This is a genomic window from Nocardia sp. NPDC051833 (genome assembly GCF_040681225.1).
In the GTDB taxonomy this organism is placed as follows: domain Bacteria; phylum Actinomycetota; class Actinomycetes; order Mycobacteriales; family Mycobacteriaceae; genus Nocardia.
Genome location: NZ_JBFAYK010000001.1, coordinates 872,336 through 890,539 on the forward strand (window position 1 = coordinate 872,336; position 18,204 = coordinate 890,539).

Genomic DNA, 18,204 nt, shown 5'->3' on the forward strand with positions numbered 1-18,204 from the left:
CGCCACGCAGTACCCTCGTGCGCATGCCGGTGAGCGCCCGAGTACGCACCCGATTCCGTCGCACCGCCGAGCAGGGCGTTCGCGTCCGCTCGCGTGGCGTCCTCGCCGTCGCCGCGCTGGTCTGCGTCGCCGTGGTCAGCGCGGGCTGCGCGGACAAGCACGACGACGCGAGCACGATCATCCGGACCACCACCAATATCGCCGGTGCCGGTGTCGTCGGCGTGGCCAGGGACACCGCGACCGCGTGCCCGCTGCCCAGCGCTCCCGATCCCGCCGCCGGCGCGACCCGCACCGTCACCCATGCCGCCGGGACCACGCAGGTCCCCGCCGACCCGCAGCGCATCGTGGTGCTCACCAGCTCGGCGCTCGACGCCGCCTGCGCGGTGGGCCTGTGGGAGCGCGTCGCGGGCGCGGTCACCCTCGACGGCGAGCGTTCGCAGCCGATGTACCTCGGCTACGGCGTGCTGAAGGTGCCCAGCGTCGGCTCGATCGGTCAGCCCGATCCGGCGCGCATCGCCGAACTGAAGCCCGACCTGATCCTCGGCGACGTCGCCCCGGCCGGCGGCTACGCGGCGCTGAGCGCGATCGCGCCGACGGTCCTGGTCGGGTCCGGCGGCAGCTGGCAGTCCGACTTCGCGGCCTACGCCGCCGGGATGGGCCGCCGCGACGCCGCCGACGCCGCCCTGCGGAACTACCTCACCGAGGCGCGCGACCTGGGCCCCGCGCTCAACGCGAGCCAGTCGCAGGCATCGGTGCTGCGCTTCACCGCCGACGCCACCCAGGTGCAGGGCAGCGAGACCTTCGCGGCCCAGGTGCTCTCCGATGTCGGCGTGCAGCGCCCGACCGCGCAGCGCGGCACCTCCTACGACATCACCACCGCGGAGCTGGCCACCAAGGCCGAGGGCGACATCATCTACGTGATGTTCGACGGCGAGCCGGGCGAAGACCACGGCAGGCGGGTGCTGCGCTCCGACGAGTTCACCGAGCTCGGCGCCTCGACCGATCGGCGCGTGTTCGCCGTCGACGACAGCGTCTGGCACACCACCGGCCTGACCGCCGCCCGCGCGATCCTGACCGACCTGCGCGACAGCCTCAACGGGTACGTCACCGACTGAGCGCCGGGCTCCCAGCGAACACCCAGCGTCCTCCCAGCTCCGGCGCAGCGCCCGCGCCTACCGTCGTCGAGGACACGGTACGAGCGAAGGAGCAGCGATGGACGACCACGATCTCGGACTCGGGCACGACCTGCGGGTCATGTCGCGACGGCGGATCCTCGGCCTGATCGGCGCCGCGGGCGTGGCGACCGCCGCCGCGGCCTGCGCCTCGGCGACCGATTCGGGCGGCACCGGCACCGCGACCACCACCGGTGACCAGGCCACCCCCGCCGCGGCGCCGCAGGAGACGGCGGGCCCGTACCCGGGTGACGGTTCCAACGGCCCCAATGTGCTGATCGAATCGGGTGTGGTCCGCTCCGACCTCACCACCAGCTTCGGCGCGTACTCCGGTGTCGCCCAGGGTGTTCCGATGACCCTCACGCTGAACCTGCGCGACCTGACCACGAGTGCGGCGGGCGCGGGCATGGCGGTCTACGTCTGGCATTGCGACCGCGAGGGCCGCTACTCCCTCTACAGCGAGGGCGTCACCGATCAGAACTATCTGCGCGGCGTCCAGGTCGCCGACGACACCGGCACCGTCCGCTTCACCTCGATCTTCCCCGCCTGCTACGCGGGCCGCTGGCCGCACATCCACTTCGAGGTCTACGACGATCTCGCCACCGCCGTGGCCGGTGACAACGCCCGCCTCACCTCCCAGATCGCCCTTCCGCAGGATTCCTGCGAAGCCGTCTTCGCCGCCGACTCCGGCTATTCGGCGAGCGTCCGGAACATGTCCGGCGTGACCCTGTCCTCCGACAATGTCTTCGGCGACGGCTGGGACGCCGAACTCGCCACGGTCACCGGGACCCCGGCCACCACCATGGCCGTCTCCCTCACCGTCGGTGTCGCCGCGAAGTCGCAGAACACCCAGTCCGGCAACGGTTCTCCCGGGATGCCGCCCGGCGGCGGTCCGGCGGGATCCCCGCCGCCCGGCGGTCAGGGTCCCGGCGGGGCGCCGCCCAGGTAGTCGATACAGACCCGGCCCCGAGCGGACCTCGGGCAGCGCGGATCAGGGTCAGCGTGCGGGGCGTTCAGCGCGAATCCGGTCAGCGCGCGGGGCGTTCAGATCTGCGTCGTGGTGGCGCACAGCATCGGGGCCGACCAGGCTCTGTGTCGTCAGTCGAACTGCACCGTCGCGAGCATCTCGCGCGCGAGCACCTCGGGATCCGCCGACGACGCCAGCTCCGATCCGTCGAGCGCCCCCTCCCGCCACAGTGTCGCGAATCCGTGCACCAGCGACCAGGCGGCAAGCCGCGTGGAGCGCTGCCGATCGGGCGACTGCCCGGACTGCAATTCGGCGATCCCCGATCGCAGCGCCGCACCCGACCGCGCGCGGGCGGCGAGCAGCTCCGTGTCGTCGGCGCGCAGCACCTCGCGCCGGTACATGATGTCGAACCGGCCCGGGTTGCTCAGCGCGAAGCGGATATAGGCGACCGCGACCTCCCGCATGTCCTCGCCCGCCGCCGCCAATTCCTTTGCCAGCAGGTCGAATCCCTCGATGGCCAGGGCGGTGAACAAGCCAGCCCGGTCGCCGAAGTGGTGGGCGGGGGCGGCGTGCGAGACCCCGGCCCGGCGCGCCAGCGCGCGCAGTGACACCGCCTCGACGCCCTCGGCCGCGATCTGCTCGGCCGCCGAGTCGAGCAGCGCCGCCCGCAGATCCCCGTGGTGATACCCGGTCTTGGTCATGCCTCGATCCTGACGCACAAACTTGTCATTGACAAGTTCGACTTTCGGTGTCAATCTTTCCAGTGTCAAGATTGGCAGCAGGCCAGTCGGCACCGCTTCGAGGAGTTCCCATGGCCCCCTTCATCGTTCTCACCGTCGTCACCGCCCTGGCCAGGCTGATCGGCCTGCTCACCGACGTGTCCTGGCTGGATTCCTGGCCCCGCGCGATCGCCCTCGGCCTGGCCGCCATGTTCGCCCTCACCGCGAGCGCCCACTTCCTCGATCCTCGCCGCACCGCCCTGATCGCCATGGTCCCGCCCCGCCTCCCCAACGCGGCCGCCCTGGTCACCCTCACCGGCGTCCTCGAACTGACAGGCGCCGTCGGCCTGCTCATCCCGGCAACCGCCCCCCTGTCCGCCGCCTGCCTGTTCGCCCTGCTCCTGGCCATGTTCCCCGCCAACATCCGCGCCGCCCACGCCGACCTGGGCATCAAAACCATGCCCCTCCCCGCCCGCACCGCCCTCCAGGCCCTGTTCCTCGCAGCCTGCGCGGTGGTGGTGCTCGGCTGAGTCGAAGCTCAGCGAGCGTCCGACGGTGCGCAGGACAGTTCCCAGACCACGAGGAGACCGATGAGCAGCATCCCCGTTGAGCCACGACCTCTGACCGACCTCGAATCCGAAGTTGTCACCAAGTTGCTGTCAGCCGGCGGCACCGGCGCAGGTGAATACCTGATGCAGATCCCGTACACCCAGGTCGTCGCCACGTGGGGTGTCGGGTCGCCGAGCGTCGACCTCGTTGTGCTGCCGGGGCCTCAACAGGCGGTCGACTCCGCCGATGGGATCTTCGCCAACGGAGCCGTCACCGACTCCAACGGGGCTCCCGTCGGCGAGCTCATCCTGTGGGTCGCCAATGGTTGGCTCAGCGGCATCGAGTACGCCTGGTACACCGACGATCGGCCTCGAATCCTGCCGGATCCCGTCCAGATCGAGATTCTCTGAACCAGTCGCCCTCAGTCCGCTGACCGGGCCGCCGCGGCCGCCAAGCCCAAATGGACGATGTCGGTGAAGGCGGTGAGGTCGCGGATGAGGGTGTCGATGTCGCCGGTGGTGCCCGCGCCGGTGCGGTGCAGCCAGTCGGCGACGGTGTCGAACAGGCCGCCGATGGTGGAGACGGCGAGGGCGTGCAGGTCGAGGCCGATGCCGGTGGCGGGGACGAAACCGTATTCGCGCCAGAGGGTTTCGAGGAATTGGGCGGCCCAGCGACGGTTGGTGCGGCGCTGCTGTTCGACCTTCGCGGAGATGCCGCTGGCCTCACCGAAGGTGACCTGGGCGACGCGCGGGTCGTCGACGAGGGAGTGGGCGAAGGCGGCGAGGACGACCGACACCACCTCGTCGCGACCGCCGGCGCACTCGGCCAGCGCGGTGGCGACCTCGGCCTGGGCGCGTTCGCTGAGCTGCTGGAGCAGCGCCAGATAGCAGGACTCCTTGCTGTCGAACAGCTCGTAGAAGGCCTTGTTACCGACGAAGGCGGTCTGGCAGATCTGCTCGATCGCGGTGTTGACGTAGCCCTCGGCGGCGATGAGTTCGAACGCGGCGGCCAGGATCTGCTCGCGCCTGCGGGCGCGGCGTTGCTCGGCGTCCAGCCCCTGGATGCGCCGGGAACGAACTGGACTCTTCTCGGTCGACGTCACGCAGCTCAGCCTACCGATCGCGCAATATGAACAAGGGCTCTTGTTCATAACAAGAGAACCTGCTGTAATCGGGATCACCTACCGAAGGAGATGCCATGCAGCGCAGCACGGCCACCCACCGATCCCGGCGCCTCGGCGTGCCCGCCCTGCTGGCCGTCGTGCTGGCGATGACCGCGAGCCCCGCCGGGGCCGAGGATTTCCAGATCCCCCCGCTGCCGAACGAGGCGCAGGTCTATCCGGCGGTCGTGCCACTGCCCACCCCGCAGCAGGACCCCTGGTACGCCGATCCGGCCGATGTCGCGGCCTACGCCAACGGCGACGTGATCCGCAGCCGGATCGTGCAGACCTATGCGCTCGGCATCCCGGTCCCGGTGCACACCACCCAGCTCCTGTTCCGCAGCACCGACGCCCGCGACAACCCGATCACGACCGCGACCACTGTGCTGATGCCCGGCATCCCGTGGCTGGGTCCCGGTGCGCGCCCGCTGATCTCGTATCAGGAGGCGATCGACAGCCTCGGCCAGCAGTGCAATCCCTCGTACACGCTGCGCGCGGGCATCCAGAAGGAGGTCGCGCCGATCGGCCAGTTCCTGGCGGCGGGCGCGGCGGTGGTGGTCACCGATTTCGACGGCAAGCGCAACACGATCATGTCCCCGGCCGAGGGCCGGATGGTGCTCGACGGCATCCGGGCGGCCCAGCGCGGCGGCCTCGGCCTCGAGGCGTCGCCGGTGGGCCTGTGGGGGTACTCCGGCGGCGGCAATTCCTCCGCGTCGGCGGCCGAGCAGCACCGCGGCTACGCGCCGGAGCTCGCGCTGCGGGCCAGCGCGCAGGGTGGCATCCCCGGCGACAAGGTCGCGATCGCGCCCTTCGCCATCTCCGGCGCCCAGCCGCAGGCCAACTTCACCGGCTGGCTGGCCATTCTGGGTCTGGCGCGCGAATATCCCGAGTTCGACCAGGCCTTGCAGACCTACCTCACGCCCGAGGGCAAGCAGGTCGCGCGCGATCTGTCGGACCGCTGCCTCTACACCGCGGTCGGCTCCACCCTGCTGCGGCCGGTCGCCGACTACCTGACCGATCCGGCCGCCGCGCTGGCCGCCGCGCACGAGGGGCTCGCCGCGGCGAGCTTCGGCCGTCCCGAGAACACCCCGGACATGCCGCTGCTCATGTGGCATTCGACCACCGACCAGCTGCTGCCCGCCGAACTCGCGATCGACCGCATCGCCGCCGACTACTGCGCGCGCGGGGTGAACATGCGCATGTTCCGGGTGCCGATGTCGGAGCACATCAGCGCCGAGATCGTGCCCGAGCTCGGCACCGTCGCCTGGCTGCTGGCAGTGACCGCGGGCGCCGATCCCGGGCCGACGCTGTGCTGATCCGGCCCGATACCACCCGCCGACAAGGAGTTTCGCGATGACCTGGACGCACACCGCGGCCACCACGGCGCGGCAGCTGCGCGCCATGCAGCGCGCCGGACTGATCGACCTGCGGCGCCCCGACCGGCTCGTCCACACGGCCCGCGCGATGCGCACCTACGGCCCGATCGCCGGCGGCATCCTGACCTCGGCCCGCCGCACGCCCGACCGGATCGCGCTCGTCGACGGCGCACACCGGATCAGCTACGGCGAACTCGACCGGCGGACCGACGCGATCGCGGGCCGCTGGCACGCGGCGGGGATCACCGCCGACGACACCATCGGCGTGCTCTGCCCCGACGGCCGGCGCCTGGTCGAAACCATGGCCGCCGCGGGCAAGCTCGGCGCCCGGCTGGTGCTGCTCAACACCGGGTTCGGCGCGGCGCAGCTGCGCGATGTGCTGGCCAGGGAGCAGGTCGCGGCGCTGGTCCTCGACCCGAGCCTGGCCGCGCTCGCCGAGACCGTCGCCGACGGCGTCACCCGGCTCGACACCGAAGGCCCCGACACCGGGGCCCGTGCGCCCGTCCCGGCCGAGCAGGGCGGCTTCGTCCTGCTCACCGGCGGCACCACCGGGACACCCAAGGGCGCTCCGCGCCGGGTCGAATCACCTTTGGCCGGTGCGCAATTCGTCGATCGGGTGCCGCTGCGGCGCGGGCAGACCGTGCTGCTGTGCGCGCCGCTGTTCCACGGCACCGCGCTGTCGCAGTTCATCCTGTCGCTGAATCTTGGGTCGACGATCGTGCTGCACGGCAGGTTCGACGCCCGCCGCGCCCTGGACCAGCTCGCCGAGCATCGCGCCGACATGGTCGTGCTCGTCCCGACCATGCTGCGCCGCATCCTCGATCTGGGCCCGGAGGCGTTGTCCGCCACCGATACCGGTGCGCTGCGGATCGTGTTCACCGCCGGTGCCGCGCTCCCGTCGGCCCTGGGGAACAGGGCGATCGAGGTCTTCGGCCCGGTGATCTACAACTTCTACGGCTGCACCGAGACCGGCACCGCCACCATCGCCACGCCGCGGGATTGGCTGGCCGCGCCGGGCACGGTCGGCCGGGCGCCGGTCGGGATCACGGTGGCGCTCTACGACGGCGACACCCTGGTCACCACGCCGGGCGCGGTCGGCACCGTGCACGTCGGCAACTCGATCGCCTTCCACGGGTACTCCGGCGGCGGCTCCAAACAGCTGCGCGGCGGGTTGATGAGCACCGGCGACCTCGGCCACTTCGACACCGAGGGCAGGCTCTTCATCGACGGCCGCGACGACGACATGATCGTCTCCGGCGGCGAGAACGTCTTCCCCGGCGAGATCGAGGACCTGCTCTACCGGCACCCGGCGGTCACCGAGGCCGCGGTGGTCGGGGTGCCGGACGAGGAGTTCGGGCAGCGGCTGGCGGCGTTCGTCGTCCGCGCGGGCGAGCTCGACGCCGAGTCCGTCCGTACCTATGTGAAGTCCCACCTGGCCCGGTTCAAAGCGCCCCGCGACGTGGTGTTCGTCGACGAACTCCCGCGCACACCGACCGGCAAGATCGACCGGATCGGCCTGGCGGCGCTGCGCTGACGCGGTGGCGGCGGCGAGGGGTCGCCGCCACCGGCTCACGCGCGGTCGAGCGCCGCGGCCAGCGCGGGTCCGATGGTGGTCAGGGCTCGCGCGCCGGTGATGTCCCAGTGGGTGGCGTCGACCGCGATATCGCGGATGACGCCGCCGATGTGGTCGCGCCACGCCCCGGCGGCCCGCCCCGCGCCGCGATCGTCGCGGCCCGCGGTGAAGAACAGCAGGTCACCGTCGAAGACGCGGGCCCGGTGCGCCGCGGCGATGACCTGGGCGTGCACGATGCCCGCGAAGATCCGGTGCACCCGGTCGGCGGTCAGTTCCGTGAACGGTCCCGGCAGCTCGGCGACCAGCGCGACGGCGTCGTCGGGCGTGAATTCGGCCACCGGCGTGGCGAGTTCGTGGTCGGTGCCGAACTGGCCGAGCAGGTCCCCGACCGTCACCAGCGTCTCGCTGCGGTAGCCGACATCGCCGACGAAGGAGTCGAGCATGGCCAGGACCGTCACCCGCTCCCCCAGCTCCTGCAACCGCACCGCCATGGCGTGGGCGATCACGCCGCCGACGCACCAGCCGAGCAGCCGGTACGGTCCGTGCGGCTGGACCGCCCTGATCCGGGTCACATAGTCCTCGGCCAGCGCGTCGAGCGACTCCGGCGGCGCGGTGTCCTCGGCGATCGTCGGCGCCTGCAGCCCGTAGACCGGGCAGTCGAGTTCACCGGTCAGCCCGGCGAAGCTCCAGGCCAGCCCCACCACCGGGTGGACGCAGAACAGCGGCGCGCCGCTGCCCTGACGGCGCAGGGCGAGCATCGGCGTCAGCATGGAGTCGTCGGCGCTCGCCGTATCCTCGGCGATACGGCGAGCCAGCCCGGCCGGGGTGGGGTCGGTGAACAGCCAGAGCAGGGCGACATCGGTGGCCAGTTCGGCCCGCAGGCGCGCGACCAGGCGGGTCGCGACCATCGAGTTGCCGCCGAGGTCGAAGAACGAGTCGTCCGCGCCGACCCGGTCGCGACCGAGCAACTCGGCGAAGACGGCGGCGACGCGGGGTTCGACGGTGCCCGCCGGGGCACGGTACGCGGCGGAACCGAAGGCCGGACTCGGCAGTGCCGCGAGGTCGAGCTTGCCGTTCGGCGTCAGCGGCAGACTCGCGATGACTACGACCGCCGCCGGAATCTGGTACTCCGGCAGCCGATCCCGCAGCTGCGCGCGGACCTCGGCCCCGTCGATCCGCTCGCCACCACCGGGCACGACGTAGCCGATCAGCTGTCGTCCGGTCGCCGGGTCGGCACGCTCCACGACGACGGCGGCGGCGATGCCGGGGCATTCCAGCAGCGCCACTTCGATTTCGGCGGGCTCGATGCGGTACCCGCGGATCTTCACCTGCCGATCCGCGCGACCGAAATGCTCGAGCGTGCCCTCGCGGGTCCGGCGGGCGAGGTCGCCAGAGCGGTACAGGATGCCGCCCGCCACAGCGGGATTCGCGACGAAGCGGGTGGCGGTGAGACCGGGGCGGTGCAGGTAGCCGCGGGTCACCTGGGTACCGCCGACATAGATCTCACCGATGACGCCGGTCGGCACCGGCCGCAGCCGGTCGTCGAGGACGTGAACGGTGAGTCCGTCGAGCGGTCGGCCGACCGGACTGCCCGCGCGGTCGTGACCACCGTCGGTGCGGGTCGCGTGGGTGACGTGCACCGTGGTCTCGGTGATACCGAACATGTTGACCAGCAGCGGTCCGTCCGCGCCGTGCCGATCGCGCCACGCGACGAGCCTGCCCGGGTCGAGCGCCTCGCCGCCGAACACGATGCGCCGCAGGGACAGTGGCACACCCGTGGCGCGGGCGTCGGCGTCGTCCAGACCGGCGAAGGCCGACGGCGTCTGTCCGAGGATCGAGACCTGCTCGCGCACCAGGAGTTGCCGCAGGTGCTCGGGCGAGCGCGCGGTGTCCTGATCGACCACGACGAGCGCCGCGCCGGTGGTGAGCGCACCCCACAGCTCCCACACCGAGAAGTCGAAGGCCGTCGAATGGAACAGCGCCCAGACATCGGTCGATCGGGTGGACAGCACCCGCCGGGTCCGGTCGAGCAGGGCGACGACCTGGCGATGTTCCACCGCAACGCCTTTCGGCGCTCCGGTCGTCCCGGAGGTGTAGATCACGTAGGCGAGGTTCGCCGCGTGGATCATGCCGTCCGTCCGGGCGGAGAGCGGACCTGCCACCCCGTCGCGCCGCGGATCGGTCGGCTGCCGATCGCCGACGGGTACTGCCTCGACCATCGAACGAGCCGAGAGTTCCTGTGCGGCAAGGATCTCCGCGAGGGCATCCGTGCCGGGCGCGGAGTGCGCGGCGCTGGACTCGACGCCCTGGACGACAAGCCCCTCGGTGATCACACAGACCGGGCGCGCATCGGCCACCAGATAGTCGATCCGCTCGCGCGGGTTCCCGGGGTCGATGGGAACGTAGGCCGCGCCACTGCGCACCACGGCGACGATCGCCACCACCAGCTCGGCCGACCGGGGCACGACCACCGCGACCCGCCGCTCAGGCCCCGCACCGCGGGCGACGAGTTCCCGTGCCAGGTCCGCGCTGCGGTCGTCGAGATCCTGATAGGTGAGGGTGGTGGCCCCCGCGCGCACGGCCGCCGCGTGCCGATGCCGATGCGCGGCGACGTCGAACAGATCGCGCAGCGTGCGATGGTCGGCGCGGGGTGCGGCGGGCGCCTCGGCCGGGTCGACCAGCGCGATGTCGCCGACCGTGCGGGCCGGATCGGCGGCGACCGCGCGGGCGACGCGCTCGATCGTCTCGGTGAACCGGGCGATGGTGTCGCGGTCGAACAGGTCGGTCGCGTAGGTGAGGGTCAGCCGCAGGGTGTCGGCCGCCGGATCCGACATCGTCACCTGGAGATCGAACTTCGCCGGTGTCGCGGTGGGCTCGACCGGTTCGACGACGAGCCCGCCGAGATCGGCCGCGATCGGCTCGACCCGCGTCTCGGCGGTGAGCACCACCTGGAACACCGGGTGATGGGCCCGGGTCCGCGGCGGATCGAGCGCCTCGACGACCCGCTCGAACCCGATGTCGGCGTTGGCGAGCGCGCCGAGGTCGATGTCGCGGACCCGGGTGAGCAGGGTCGCGAAGGACTGCGCGAGATCGACGGTCGTGCGCAACGCCACCATGGCGACGAACATGCCGACGAGATCGTCCAGTTCGGGGCCGCCGCGCCCGGCCACCGGCGTGCCGACGACGATATCGGCGCCCGCGCCCGAGCGGGCCAGCGCGACCGCGAGCACGGCGTGCACCACCATGAACTGGGTCGCGCCGTGCGCCACCGCGATCCGGCGCAGGGCGGCGGTGAGCTCGGCGTCGAGCGTGCGATCCAGGACGGCGCCGCGCCCGGACGCCACCGGCGGATGCGGGCGGTCGACCGGCAGGGGCAACCGGGGAGCCAGGCCGGACAGCCGTGCCCGCCAGTACCGCAGCTGACTGTCGAAGGTCGCCGCACCGGCGGGGTCGGCGAGCCATTCCTGGTGGGCCAGTGCGTAGTCGGCGTAGTCGACCGGCAGCGCCGCGAGCTCCGGCGCCCGATGCCGCAGCCGAGCGGCGTAGGCGCCGAGCAGATCCCGCAGCAGCGGACCGAGCGACCAGCCGTCGGCGCTGATGTGATGCACGACAATGGCCAGCACGTGCTCCCGATCGTCCAGCCCGAAGAGCTGGGTGCGCAGCGGCGGATCGACGGTGAGATCGAATCCGGCCGTGCCGAATTCGGCCACCGCGTCCGCGAGTTCCGCGGGCCGCACCGGTACCGGCCGGAGCGCGGTGCGCGCGTGTTCGACGGGTACGACGTGTTGGACGCCGACCCCGTCGCGATCGGGATAGCGGGTACGCAGCGGTTCGTGCCGGGCGACGACATCGTCGAGGGCGGCGCGCAGCGCGTCGATCGACAGCGGGCCGCGCAGCCGCACGGTCAGCGCGATGTTGTCCGCAGGCGACCGGTGGTCGATCCGGTTGAGCACCCACAGGCGCTGCTGGGCGGGCGCCAACGGCAGCGACGCCGGCCGGGCCCGCCGGGTCACCGGCGGTCGCGGCGCCGCCTGCGCCAGCTGACGGATCGCGACGGCGAGCCGGGCCACGGTCGGCGCGTCGAACACGGTGCGCACCGGGATCTGTTTGCCGGTCGCGGCGCCGACGCGCGCCCCGAGCTGGGCGGCGAGCAGGGAGTTCCCGCCCAGCGCGAAGAAGTCGTCCTGGGCGGCCACCGATTCCACCCCGAGCAGCCCGGCCATCACCGTGCCGATCAGCCGCTCGACCGAATCCGTCGGCGCCGCACCGCCCTGGGAGGCGAACACCGGCGCGGGCAGCGCGGCCCGGTCGACCTTGCCCACCGGGGTCAACGGCAGTTCGTCGAGGACGATCACGGTCGCGGGGACCGCGTGTGCGGCGAGCCTGCTCCGCGCGAAGGTCAGCAGCGCGCCGGTATCGACGGCACGGCCCGGCTCGGCGGTCACATAGCTCACCGGCACCCGTGCCCCCGCCGGGGTCTCCCACCCGGTCGTGATCGCCGAGCGCACCGCGTCGTGCCCGGTGAGGACGGCGTCGATCTCGCCCGGTTCCACCCGGACGCCGAGCACCTTGAGCTGGAAGTCGGTGCGGCCGAGGAACTCCAGGGCCGCCGCGTCGCCGCGGTGCGCGCGGACCAGGTCGCCCGTGCGGTACATCCGCGCGCCTGCCGGGCCGAAGGGATCGGCCACGAAACGCGTCGCGGACGTCGCGGGCCTGCGCCGGTACCCACGCGCGACACCGGGCCCGGCCAGGTACAGCTCGCCGAGCTCGCCCGGTGACACAGGACGCAGCCGCTCATCCAGAATCCGCGCCGACCACCCGTCGAACGCCGCACCGAGCAGCACCGGCTCGCCAGCGGAAAGTGTTGCCGCCGTGACGAAGACGGTCGTCTCAGTCGGCCCGTAGGCATTGACGTAGACGCGCCCCGGCGCCCAGCGCGCCACCAGTGTCGGATCCGAGACGTCCCCGCCGACGACCAGCCCGCGCAGCGTCCCATGGCGTGCCGCGTCGAGAGTCGCCAGCACCCCGGGCGTCAGCACCGCGTGGGTGACCGCGCGCTCGGCGACGAGCTCGTCGAGTTCGCCGCCACCGGTGATCTCCGGGGGCACGATGATCGCCGTCGCGCCGTGGGTGAACGTCAGCATCAGCTCGAGCACGAAGAGGTCGAAACCCGGTGAGCTGACCTGGAGGACGCGCGCCCGCTCGAGCGAGCCCAGCCGCGCCGACACCGCCGCGACCAGTGTCGCGAGCCCGCGGTGCGTCACCGCGACGGACTTCGGCGCCCCGGTCGACCCGGAGGTGTAGAGGACATAGGCGAGCTGATCGAGATGCGTCGGCGCGACCCGGTCGGCATCGGTGAGCGGGGCCGGATCGTGCCGCGCGCACCGCTGCGCGAGGTCGGGATCGTCGAGCACCAGCCAGGTGATCCACGTCGGCAGGTCGGCGAGCATCGACCGGGTGGTGATGCCGATCGTGGCCGCGGCATCGGCCAGCAGATAGCGGCGCCGGGCCTGCGGCTGCCGCAGATCGATCGGCAGGACGGCCGCGCCGGTCGCGGCCACCGCCCACACCGCGCGCACCAGCTCCGCCGAGCGCGGCAGGGCCAGCACCACCACGGACTCCGGCCCCACCGCGTGCGTGACCAGCTCGCGGGCGAGCCGATGCGCCGCCCCGGACAGCTCCGCGTAGGTCCAGCTCGCACCACCACCGTCGACGACGGCGATCCCCGCGCCCGCACCGCCGCGATCGAGGATGTCACCGAGGATGGCCTGCTGTCCGATCGCGGTCATGCTCCGATTAGATCGGCAACCACGCGGATCGGAAAAGCCCGATTTCCATGGGCAAACCGCAGGTAGCAGCGTGATTGCTATCATGGCTGACACTGATCCATGACGTCGCGCCGTTCGGCGCCGTTGCTCCGTCGCCGCAGTACGAGGAGAAGACATGGCACAGGATTCCGACAACGCCGCCGATCTGGACCTGCCGTGGGCGCCGCGCGACCATCCGTGGAACGGGCATCGGGCCGAGCACGACGCGCTCGAATGGGCCAAGGGCGATCCGCTGAAGCTGGCGAGCATCTACCTGTACCGGCAGCCCGGCGGGAACCCGGCGACCGAGGCCGACTACAAGTTCCCGGTCGCCGACATCATCGACGGGCAACCCACCCGCGTCTTCCACGCCGTCACCAACGCCGCGGCCCGGCTCGGCCAGGCCGACCTCCCCGAGGCGGACCGCACCCGGGTCGAGCACCGGATCTCCCAGCTCTACCTGGACGCGGCGAAGGCCTTCGACGACCCGGACCTGCGGGCGCCCTGGGACCGCTGAGTCAGCGCAGGCCGCGGAAGAACGCGCGGATGTCGCCGACCAGCAGGTCCGGCGCCTCCATCGCCGCGAAATGCCCGCCCCGGTCGAACTCCGACCAGTGCACGATCCGCGCGTTGCCCTCGGCGTAGCGGCGGATCGCGACGTCCTCGGCGAACACCGCGACACCCGTCGGCGCGACCGACGGGGTGGTCGGCCAGGACGCGGTGTGTGTCGCCTCGTAGTACAGGGCGGCCGAGGAACCCGCGGTGCCGGTGAGCCAGTAGAGCATCACATTGGTGAGCAACCGATCGCGGCGCACGGCCGCCTCCGGGAGGCCGTCGGCCGGGAACGTCCACTCCTTGAACTTCTCCACGATCCACGCGAGCTGACCGATCGGTGAATCGTGCAGGCCGTAGGCGAGGGTCTGCGGACGGGACGCCTGGATCCGGAAGTAGCCGTTGCCCTCGCCTTTGAACAGCGCGAGCCGGTCGAGCCGGGCCAGTTCGGCCGCGGTCATCGTCGCCTTGTCCGCGTCGGTGACCGGGCCGAACGGCAGGAAGCCGACGGTCGCGGCATTGACGTGCACGCCGATCACCCGGTCACCGCCGGCCCGCCCGACCTCGGGCGTGATGAACGCGCCCCAATCGCCGCCCTGGGCGCCGAACCGCTCGTAGCCGAGCCGGTCCATCAGCTCCACCCAGGCGGCGGCGATCCTGGCCGGGTTCCAGCCGGTATCGGACACCGGACCGGAGAAGCCGTAGCCGGGCAGCGACGGGATCACCAGGTGGAAGGCGTCGGCCGGATCGCCGCCGTGCGCGCCCGGATCGGTGAGCGGCCCGATCACGTCGAGGAATTCGACGATCGACCCCGGCCAGCCGTGCGTGAGCAGCAGCGGCGTCGCGTCGGGCCGCGCCGACCGCACGTGCAGGAAGTGGACGCGCTGGCCGTCGATCTGGGTGGTGAACTGCGGGAAGGAGTTCAGTTCCGCCTCGGCCGCGCGCCAGTCGTAGCCGGTGCGCCAGTATTCGGCCAGCTCCCGCAGGTACGCGACCGGAACGCCGCGGCTCCACTCCGCGCCGGGCTGCTGGGCGGGCCAGCGCGCGTCGGTCAGCCTGCGACGCAGGTCGTCCAGCTCGCGCTGGGCGATGTCGATCCGGAACGGGGTGATCGCGTTGCTCATACCAGCGACGCTACGGACGAATCCAGAGCACGGGAACCTGCTACGCCGCCCGCCGGTGAAAACAGCGGGCGGCGTAGCGGATTCAGCTCGCGACGGCGGCGGCCGCGGTGTCGATCAGGTCGACGATCGCCCCCGGCTGCGAGGCCAGCGACGCGTGACTCGCGGCGAGTTCGACGATCGCGCGCGGGTTCATCCGCTCGGCCATCCGCCGCTCGTTGTCCGGGTGGATCATCCGGTCCTCGGTGGACACCTGGTACCAGGTGGGCTTGACCTTCCAGGCGGGCGCGGTGACGGTGTCACCGAAGGTCGACCCCAGCGGTGCCTTCTGCGTCACCGCCATCACCAGCGCCTCCTCGGCGGTCAGGTCCTGGCAGAAGCTCTCGTGGAACTTGTCCTGCGCGATCCACAGATAGCCGTCCGAATCCGGCGCGATGTTCGCGAACGCGGCGGGCGGGTGCTGCTCGCTGATCGCACCGGGGCTCTCCCCCGCGTCGGGCGCGAAGGCCGCGACGTAGACCAGGCCGGCGACATTGGGCAGGTCACCGGCCTCGGTGATCACCGCACCGCCGTAGGAGTGGCCGACCAGCAGCACCGGTCCGTCGACCTGGGCCACCATCTTCCTGGTCCGCTCGGCGTCGTCGGCGAGCGAGGTGAGCGGATTCTCCACCGCGTGCAGCACCGGATAACCGCGCCGGTTCAGTTCCACGATCACCTTCGCCCAGTGCGCGGCGCCACCCCAGAAACCATGAACCAGAACAACTGTCGGCTTGGCAGCCATGAGATGCCTTTCTCTCGGTCGGGTTCTCGGCGGCCGGATCGTCCGGTGCGTTGCGAGACGATTGACGCGACGAGCAGGATCCACGATATTTGGATGATGAGGCAAATACCATGACCGATGGACCGGGAAAATTTGCCGATCAACCAGACGCAGCCGATCCCCTCGCGCCCGATACCGAGCTGGACGCCCTCTCGGACATCCTGCACACCGTCCGGCTGCGCGGCGATCGGCTCGCCCGCTGCGCACCCCCGGCGCCGTTCGCCATCGCGATCGGGCCCGGCTTGCGACTGCTGCACATCGCCGAGCGCGGCGAGCTCGAACTGCACGTCGACGGCCGCTCGTTCACCCTGCGCGAGGGCGATATGGCTCTGCTCGCCCGCGGTGATCGCCACGTCCTCGGCGCGGGCACCCCGGCGCTCGCCGAACGCGGCCTCACCACCGCCGACACGTTCCGCCGCGTCGACGACCTGGCCGATCCGGCGGCGCCTCGCTGGGTCACCGGCACCTTCGAGGTCGAGGAGGTGATCGCCGACCCGCTGCTGTCGGTGCTGCCCGCCGTGGTGCTGATCCGGGCAGGCGCCGAGCGTGACTGGCTGACCCTGAGCCTGCATCTGCTCGTCGCCGAAGTCAGCGACGCCAGACCCGGTGCGGGCGTGATGATCTCGCGCATCCTGGACCTGCTGTTCATCCACGCGCTGCGCACCTGGTCGGCCGCCGACGACACCGCGCCCGGCTGGCTGACCGCAGCCCTCGACCCGGCCTTCGGCCCGGTCCTCACCGCGATCCACAACCGCCCGGACCACCCGTGGCAGGTCGCCGAGCTGGCGGCGCTGGCCCGGCTGTCCCGCTCGGCCTTCACCGACCGGTTCACCCGGCTGCTCGGGCAGTCGCCCGGCGCCTACGTCACCGACCGGCGCCTCGAACACGCCGCGCATCTGCTCGGCTCGACCGCACAACCGGTCGGCCGGATCGCGGGCGCGGTCGGCTATCACTCCGAGGCCGCGTTCAACCGCGCCTTCCATCGCCGCTACGGCATGCCGCCACTGCGCTGGCGCAAGCGCGCGCACTGACGAGGACGGCGGCGCACCCGAGCAGGTGCGCCGCCGTCGTCGTCAGTGCGGGGGTTCGCTCAGAACTCCCAGTCCTCGTCCTCGGTGTTGACCGCCTTGCCGATGACGTAGCTGGAACCCGAGCCGGAGAAGAAGTCGTGGTTCTCGTCGGCGTTGGGCGAGAGCGCCGACAGGATCGCCGGGTTCACCTCGCACTCGTCCTTCGGGAACAGGCCCTCGTAGCCGAGGTTCATCAGCGCCTTGTTCGCGTTGTAGCGCAGGAACTTCTTGACGTCCTCGGTCAGCCCGACCTCGTCGTAGAGGTCCTGGGTGTAGTCGACCTCGTTGTCGTAGAGCTCGAAGAGCAGCTCGAAGGTGTAGTTCTTGAGCTCGTCGCGCTCGGCCTGGGAGACCAGCTCGAGGCCCTTCTGGTACTTGTAGCCGATGTAGTAGCCGTGCACGGCCTCGTCGCGGATGATCAGGCGGATCATGTCGGCGGTGTTGGTGAGCTTGGCCCGCGAGGACCAGTGCATCGGCAGGTAGAAGCCGGAGTAGAACAGGAAGCTCTCCAGCAGCGTGGAGGCGACCTTGCGCTTGAGCGGGTCCTCGCCGTTGTAGTACGACAGGACGATCTCGGCCTTGCGCTGCAGGTTGCGGTTCTCCTCCGACCAGCGGAACGCCTCGTCGATCTCCTTCGACGAGCACAGGGTGGAGAAGATGGAGCTGTAGCTCTTGGCGTGCACCGACTCCATGAACGCGATGTTGGTGTACACCGCCTCCTCGTGCGGGGTGAGCGCGTCGGGGATGAGCGAGACCGCGCCGACGGTGCCCTGGATGGTGTCCAGCAGCGTCAGGCCGGTGAAGACCCGCATGGTGAGCTGCTTCTCGTCGGGGGTCAGGGTGTTCCAGGAGGGGATGTCGTTGGACACCGGCACCTTCTCCGGCAGCCAGAAGTTGCCGGTCAGGCGATCCCAGACCTCGGCGTCCTTCTCATCGGGCACCCGATTCCAGTTGATGGCGCTTACCCGATCGATGAGCTTCATTCCGCCTCCGCACCTTTCTGCCTCCACCGTTGACCCGCACCGCCGCCGTGCACGAGCTCGTTCACCCTGAACACTACTCGTAGTGGGTGACAACTCCCGTGAGCACAACAGCTTGTGTTGCGGCGCGCCGAGCCCGACCACTGCGACCGGACACCCGCGCCACACACGCGGCCCCTATTGTGCGGCACGACCGCCGCCACGCCACCATCGCATCACCCGTGATCCGCCACCGGCATGCGGCCACGACCCGCCCTGTGAATCCGGCCACTCGCCGTGCTTTGCATTCTCCCCGGGCACCCGGCAAACTGCGGCTGGTGGGTCCTTGTCACGGGCGCG

Annotated in this window: 14 protein-coding genes; 8 read left to right on the top strand and 6 right to left on the bottom strand. The window is 71.4% G+C overall.

The annotated features are described in order from the left end of the window. Positions 1-23 precede the first annotated feature (23 nt). Positions 24-1,115 carry an ABC transporter substrate-binding protein gene (locus AB0L91_RS03935; RefSeq protein ID WP_365007157.1) on the top strand — a complete coding sequence of 364 codons (1,092 nt, stop codon included), beginning with the start codon at positions 24-26 and terminating at the stop codon, positions 1,113-1,115. Between the two features lie 97 nt (positions 1,116-1,212). Then, a complete protein-coding gene (locus tag AB0L91_RS03940) occupies positions 1,213-2,121 on the top strand; it encodes a dioxygenase (protein WP_365007158.1) in 909 nt (302 codons plus the stop codon). A 149-nt stretch (positions 2,122-2,270) separates the two neighbouring features. Here the strand turns inward: AB0L91_RS03940 and AB0L91_RS03945 are convergent, their stop codons facing one another. Beyond that, positions 2,271-2,840, bottom strand: coding sequence for a TetR/AcrR family transcriptional regulator (locus AB0L91_RS03945; RefSeq protein ID WP_365007159.1), 570 nt, complete (start codon positions 2,838-2,840; stop codon positions 2,271-2,273). A 110-nt stretch (positions 2,841-2,950) separates the two neighbouring features. Here AB0L91_RS03945 and AB0L91_RS03950 point away from each other — a divergent pair, with 110 nt between their 5' ends. After that, positions 2,951-3,388 (top strand): hypothetical protein, encoded by a 438-nt coding sequence (locus AB0L91_RS03950; RefSeq protein ID WP_365007160.1) that lies wholly within the window; start codon positions 2,951-2,953, stop codon positions 3,386-3,388. A 60-nt stretch (positions 3,389-3,448) separates the two neighbouring features. Continuing rightward, on the top strand, positions 3,449-3,817 hold the full coding sequence (locus tag AB0L91_RS03955; protein WP_365007161.1) for a hypothetical protein: 369 nt from the start codon (positions 3,449-3,451) through the stop codon (positions 3,815-3,817). 11 nt (positions 3,818-3,828) lie between these two features. Here AB0L91_RS03955 and AB0L91_RS03960 read toward each other — a convergent pair whose 3' ends face one another. After that, entirely contained in the window at positions 3,829-4,509 is a 681-nt protein-coding gene (locus tag AB0L91_RS03960) for a TetR/AcrR family transcriptional regulator (protein ID WP_365007162.1), read from the bottom strand. Between the two features lie 95 nt (positions 4,510-4,604). Between AB0L91_RS03960 and AB0L91_RS03965 the strand changes: the two genes are divergently transcribed. After that, positions 4,605-5,882 (top strand): lipase family protein, encoded by a 1,278-nt coding sequence (locus AB0L91_RS03965; protein ID WP_365007163.1) that lies wholly within the window; start codon positions 4,605-4,607, stop codon positions 5,880-5,882. A gap of 37 nt (positions 5,883-5,919) precedes the next feature. Next, a complete protein-coding gene (locus AB0L91_RS03970) occupies positions 5,920-7,476 on the top strand; it encodes an AMP-binding protein (RefSeq protein ID WP_365007164.1) in 1,557 nt (518 codons plus the stop codon). Positions 7,477-7,511: 35 nt separating this feature from the next. Here AB0L91_RS03970 and AB0L91_RS03975 read toward each other — a convergent pair whose 3' ends face one another. After that, a complete protein-coding gene (locus AB0L91_RS03975) occupies positions 7,512-13,304 on the bottom strand; it encodes an amino acid adenylation domain-containing protein (RefSeq protein ID WP_365007165.1) in 5,793 nt (1,930 codons plus the stop codon). A 154-nt stretch (positions 13,305-13,458) separates the two neighbouring features. Here AB0L91_RS03975 and AB0L91_RS03980 point away from each other — a divergent pair, with 154 nt between their 5' ends. Next, complete coding sequence (locus AB0L91_RS03980; RefSeq protein ID WP_365007166.1) at positions 13,459-13,839, top strand: hypothetical protein; 381 nt, start codon at positions 13,459-13,461, stop codon at positions 13,837-13,839. A gap of 1 nt (position 13,840) precedes the next feature. Here AB0L91_RS03980 and AB0L91_RS03985 read toward each other — a convergent pair whose 3' ends face one another. Both AB0L91_RS03985 and AB0L91_RS03990 read right to left on the bottom strand, forming a co-directional pair. Next, entirely contained in the window at positions 13,841-14,998 is a 1,158-nt protein-coding gene (locus tag AB0L91_RS03985; protein ID WP_365007167.1) for an epoxide hydrolase family protein, read from the bottom strand. An 82-nt stretch (positions 14,999-15,080) separates the two neighbouring features. Continuing rightward, positions 15,081-15,776, bottom strand: a complete 696-nt coding sequence (locus AB0L91_RS03990) for an alpha/beta hydrolase (protein ID WP_365007168.1) — start codon at positions 15,774-15,776, stop codon at positions 15,081-15,083. 110 nt (positions 15,777-15,886) lie between these two features. On the opposite strand from AB0L91_RS03990, the gene AB0L91_RS03995 reads away from it, so the two are divergent. Continuing rightward, positions 15,887-16,846 (top strand): AraC family transcriptional regulator, encoded by a 960-nt coding sequence (locus AB0L91_RS03995; protein WP_365007169.1) that lies wholly within the window; start codon positions 15,887-15,889, stop codon positions 16,844-16,846. Positions 16,847-16,905: 59 nt separating this feature from the next. Here AB0L91_RS03995 and nrdF read toward each other — a convergent pair whose 3' ends face one another. Then, the gene (gene nrdF / locus AB0L91_RS04000) at positions 16,906-17,868 is read right to left on the bottom strand and encodes a class 1b ribonucleoside-diphosphate reductase subunit beta (RefSeq protein WP_019048442.1); all 963 of its coding nucleotides are present in this window, start codon (positions 17,866-17,868) and stop codon (positions 16,906-16,908) included. Positions 17,869-18,204: the final 336 nt, after the last annotated feature.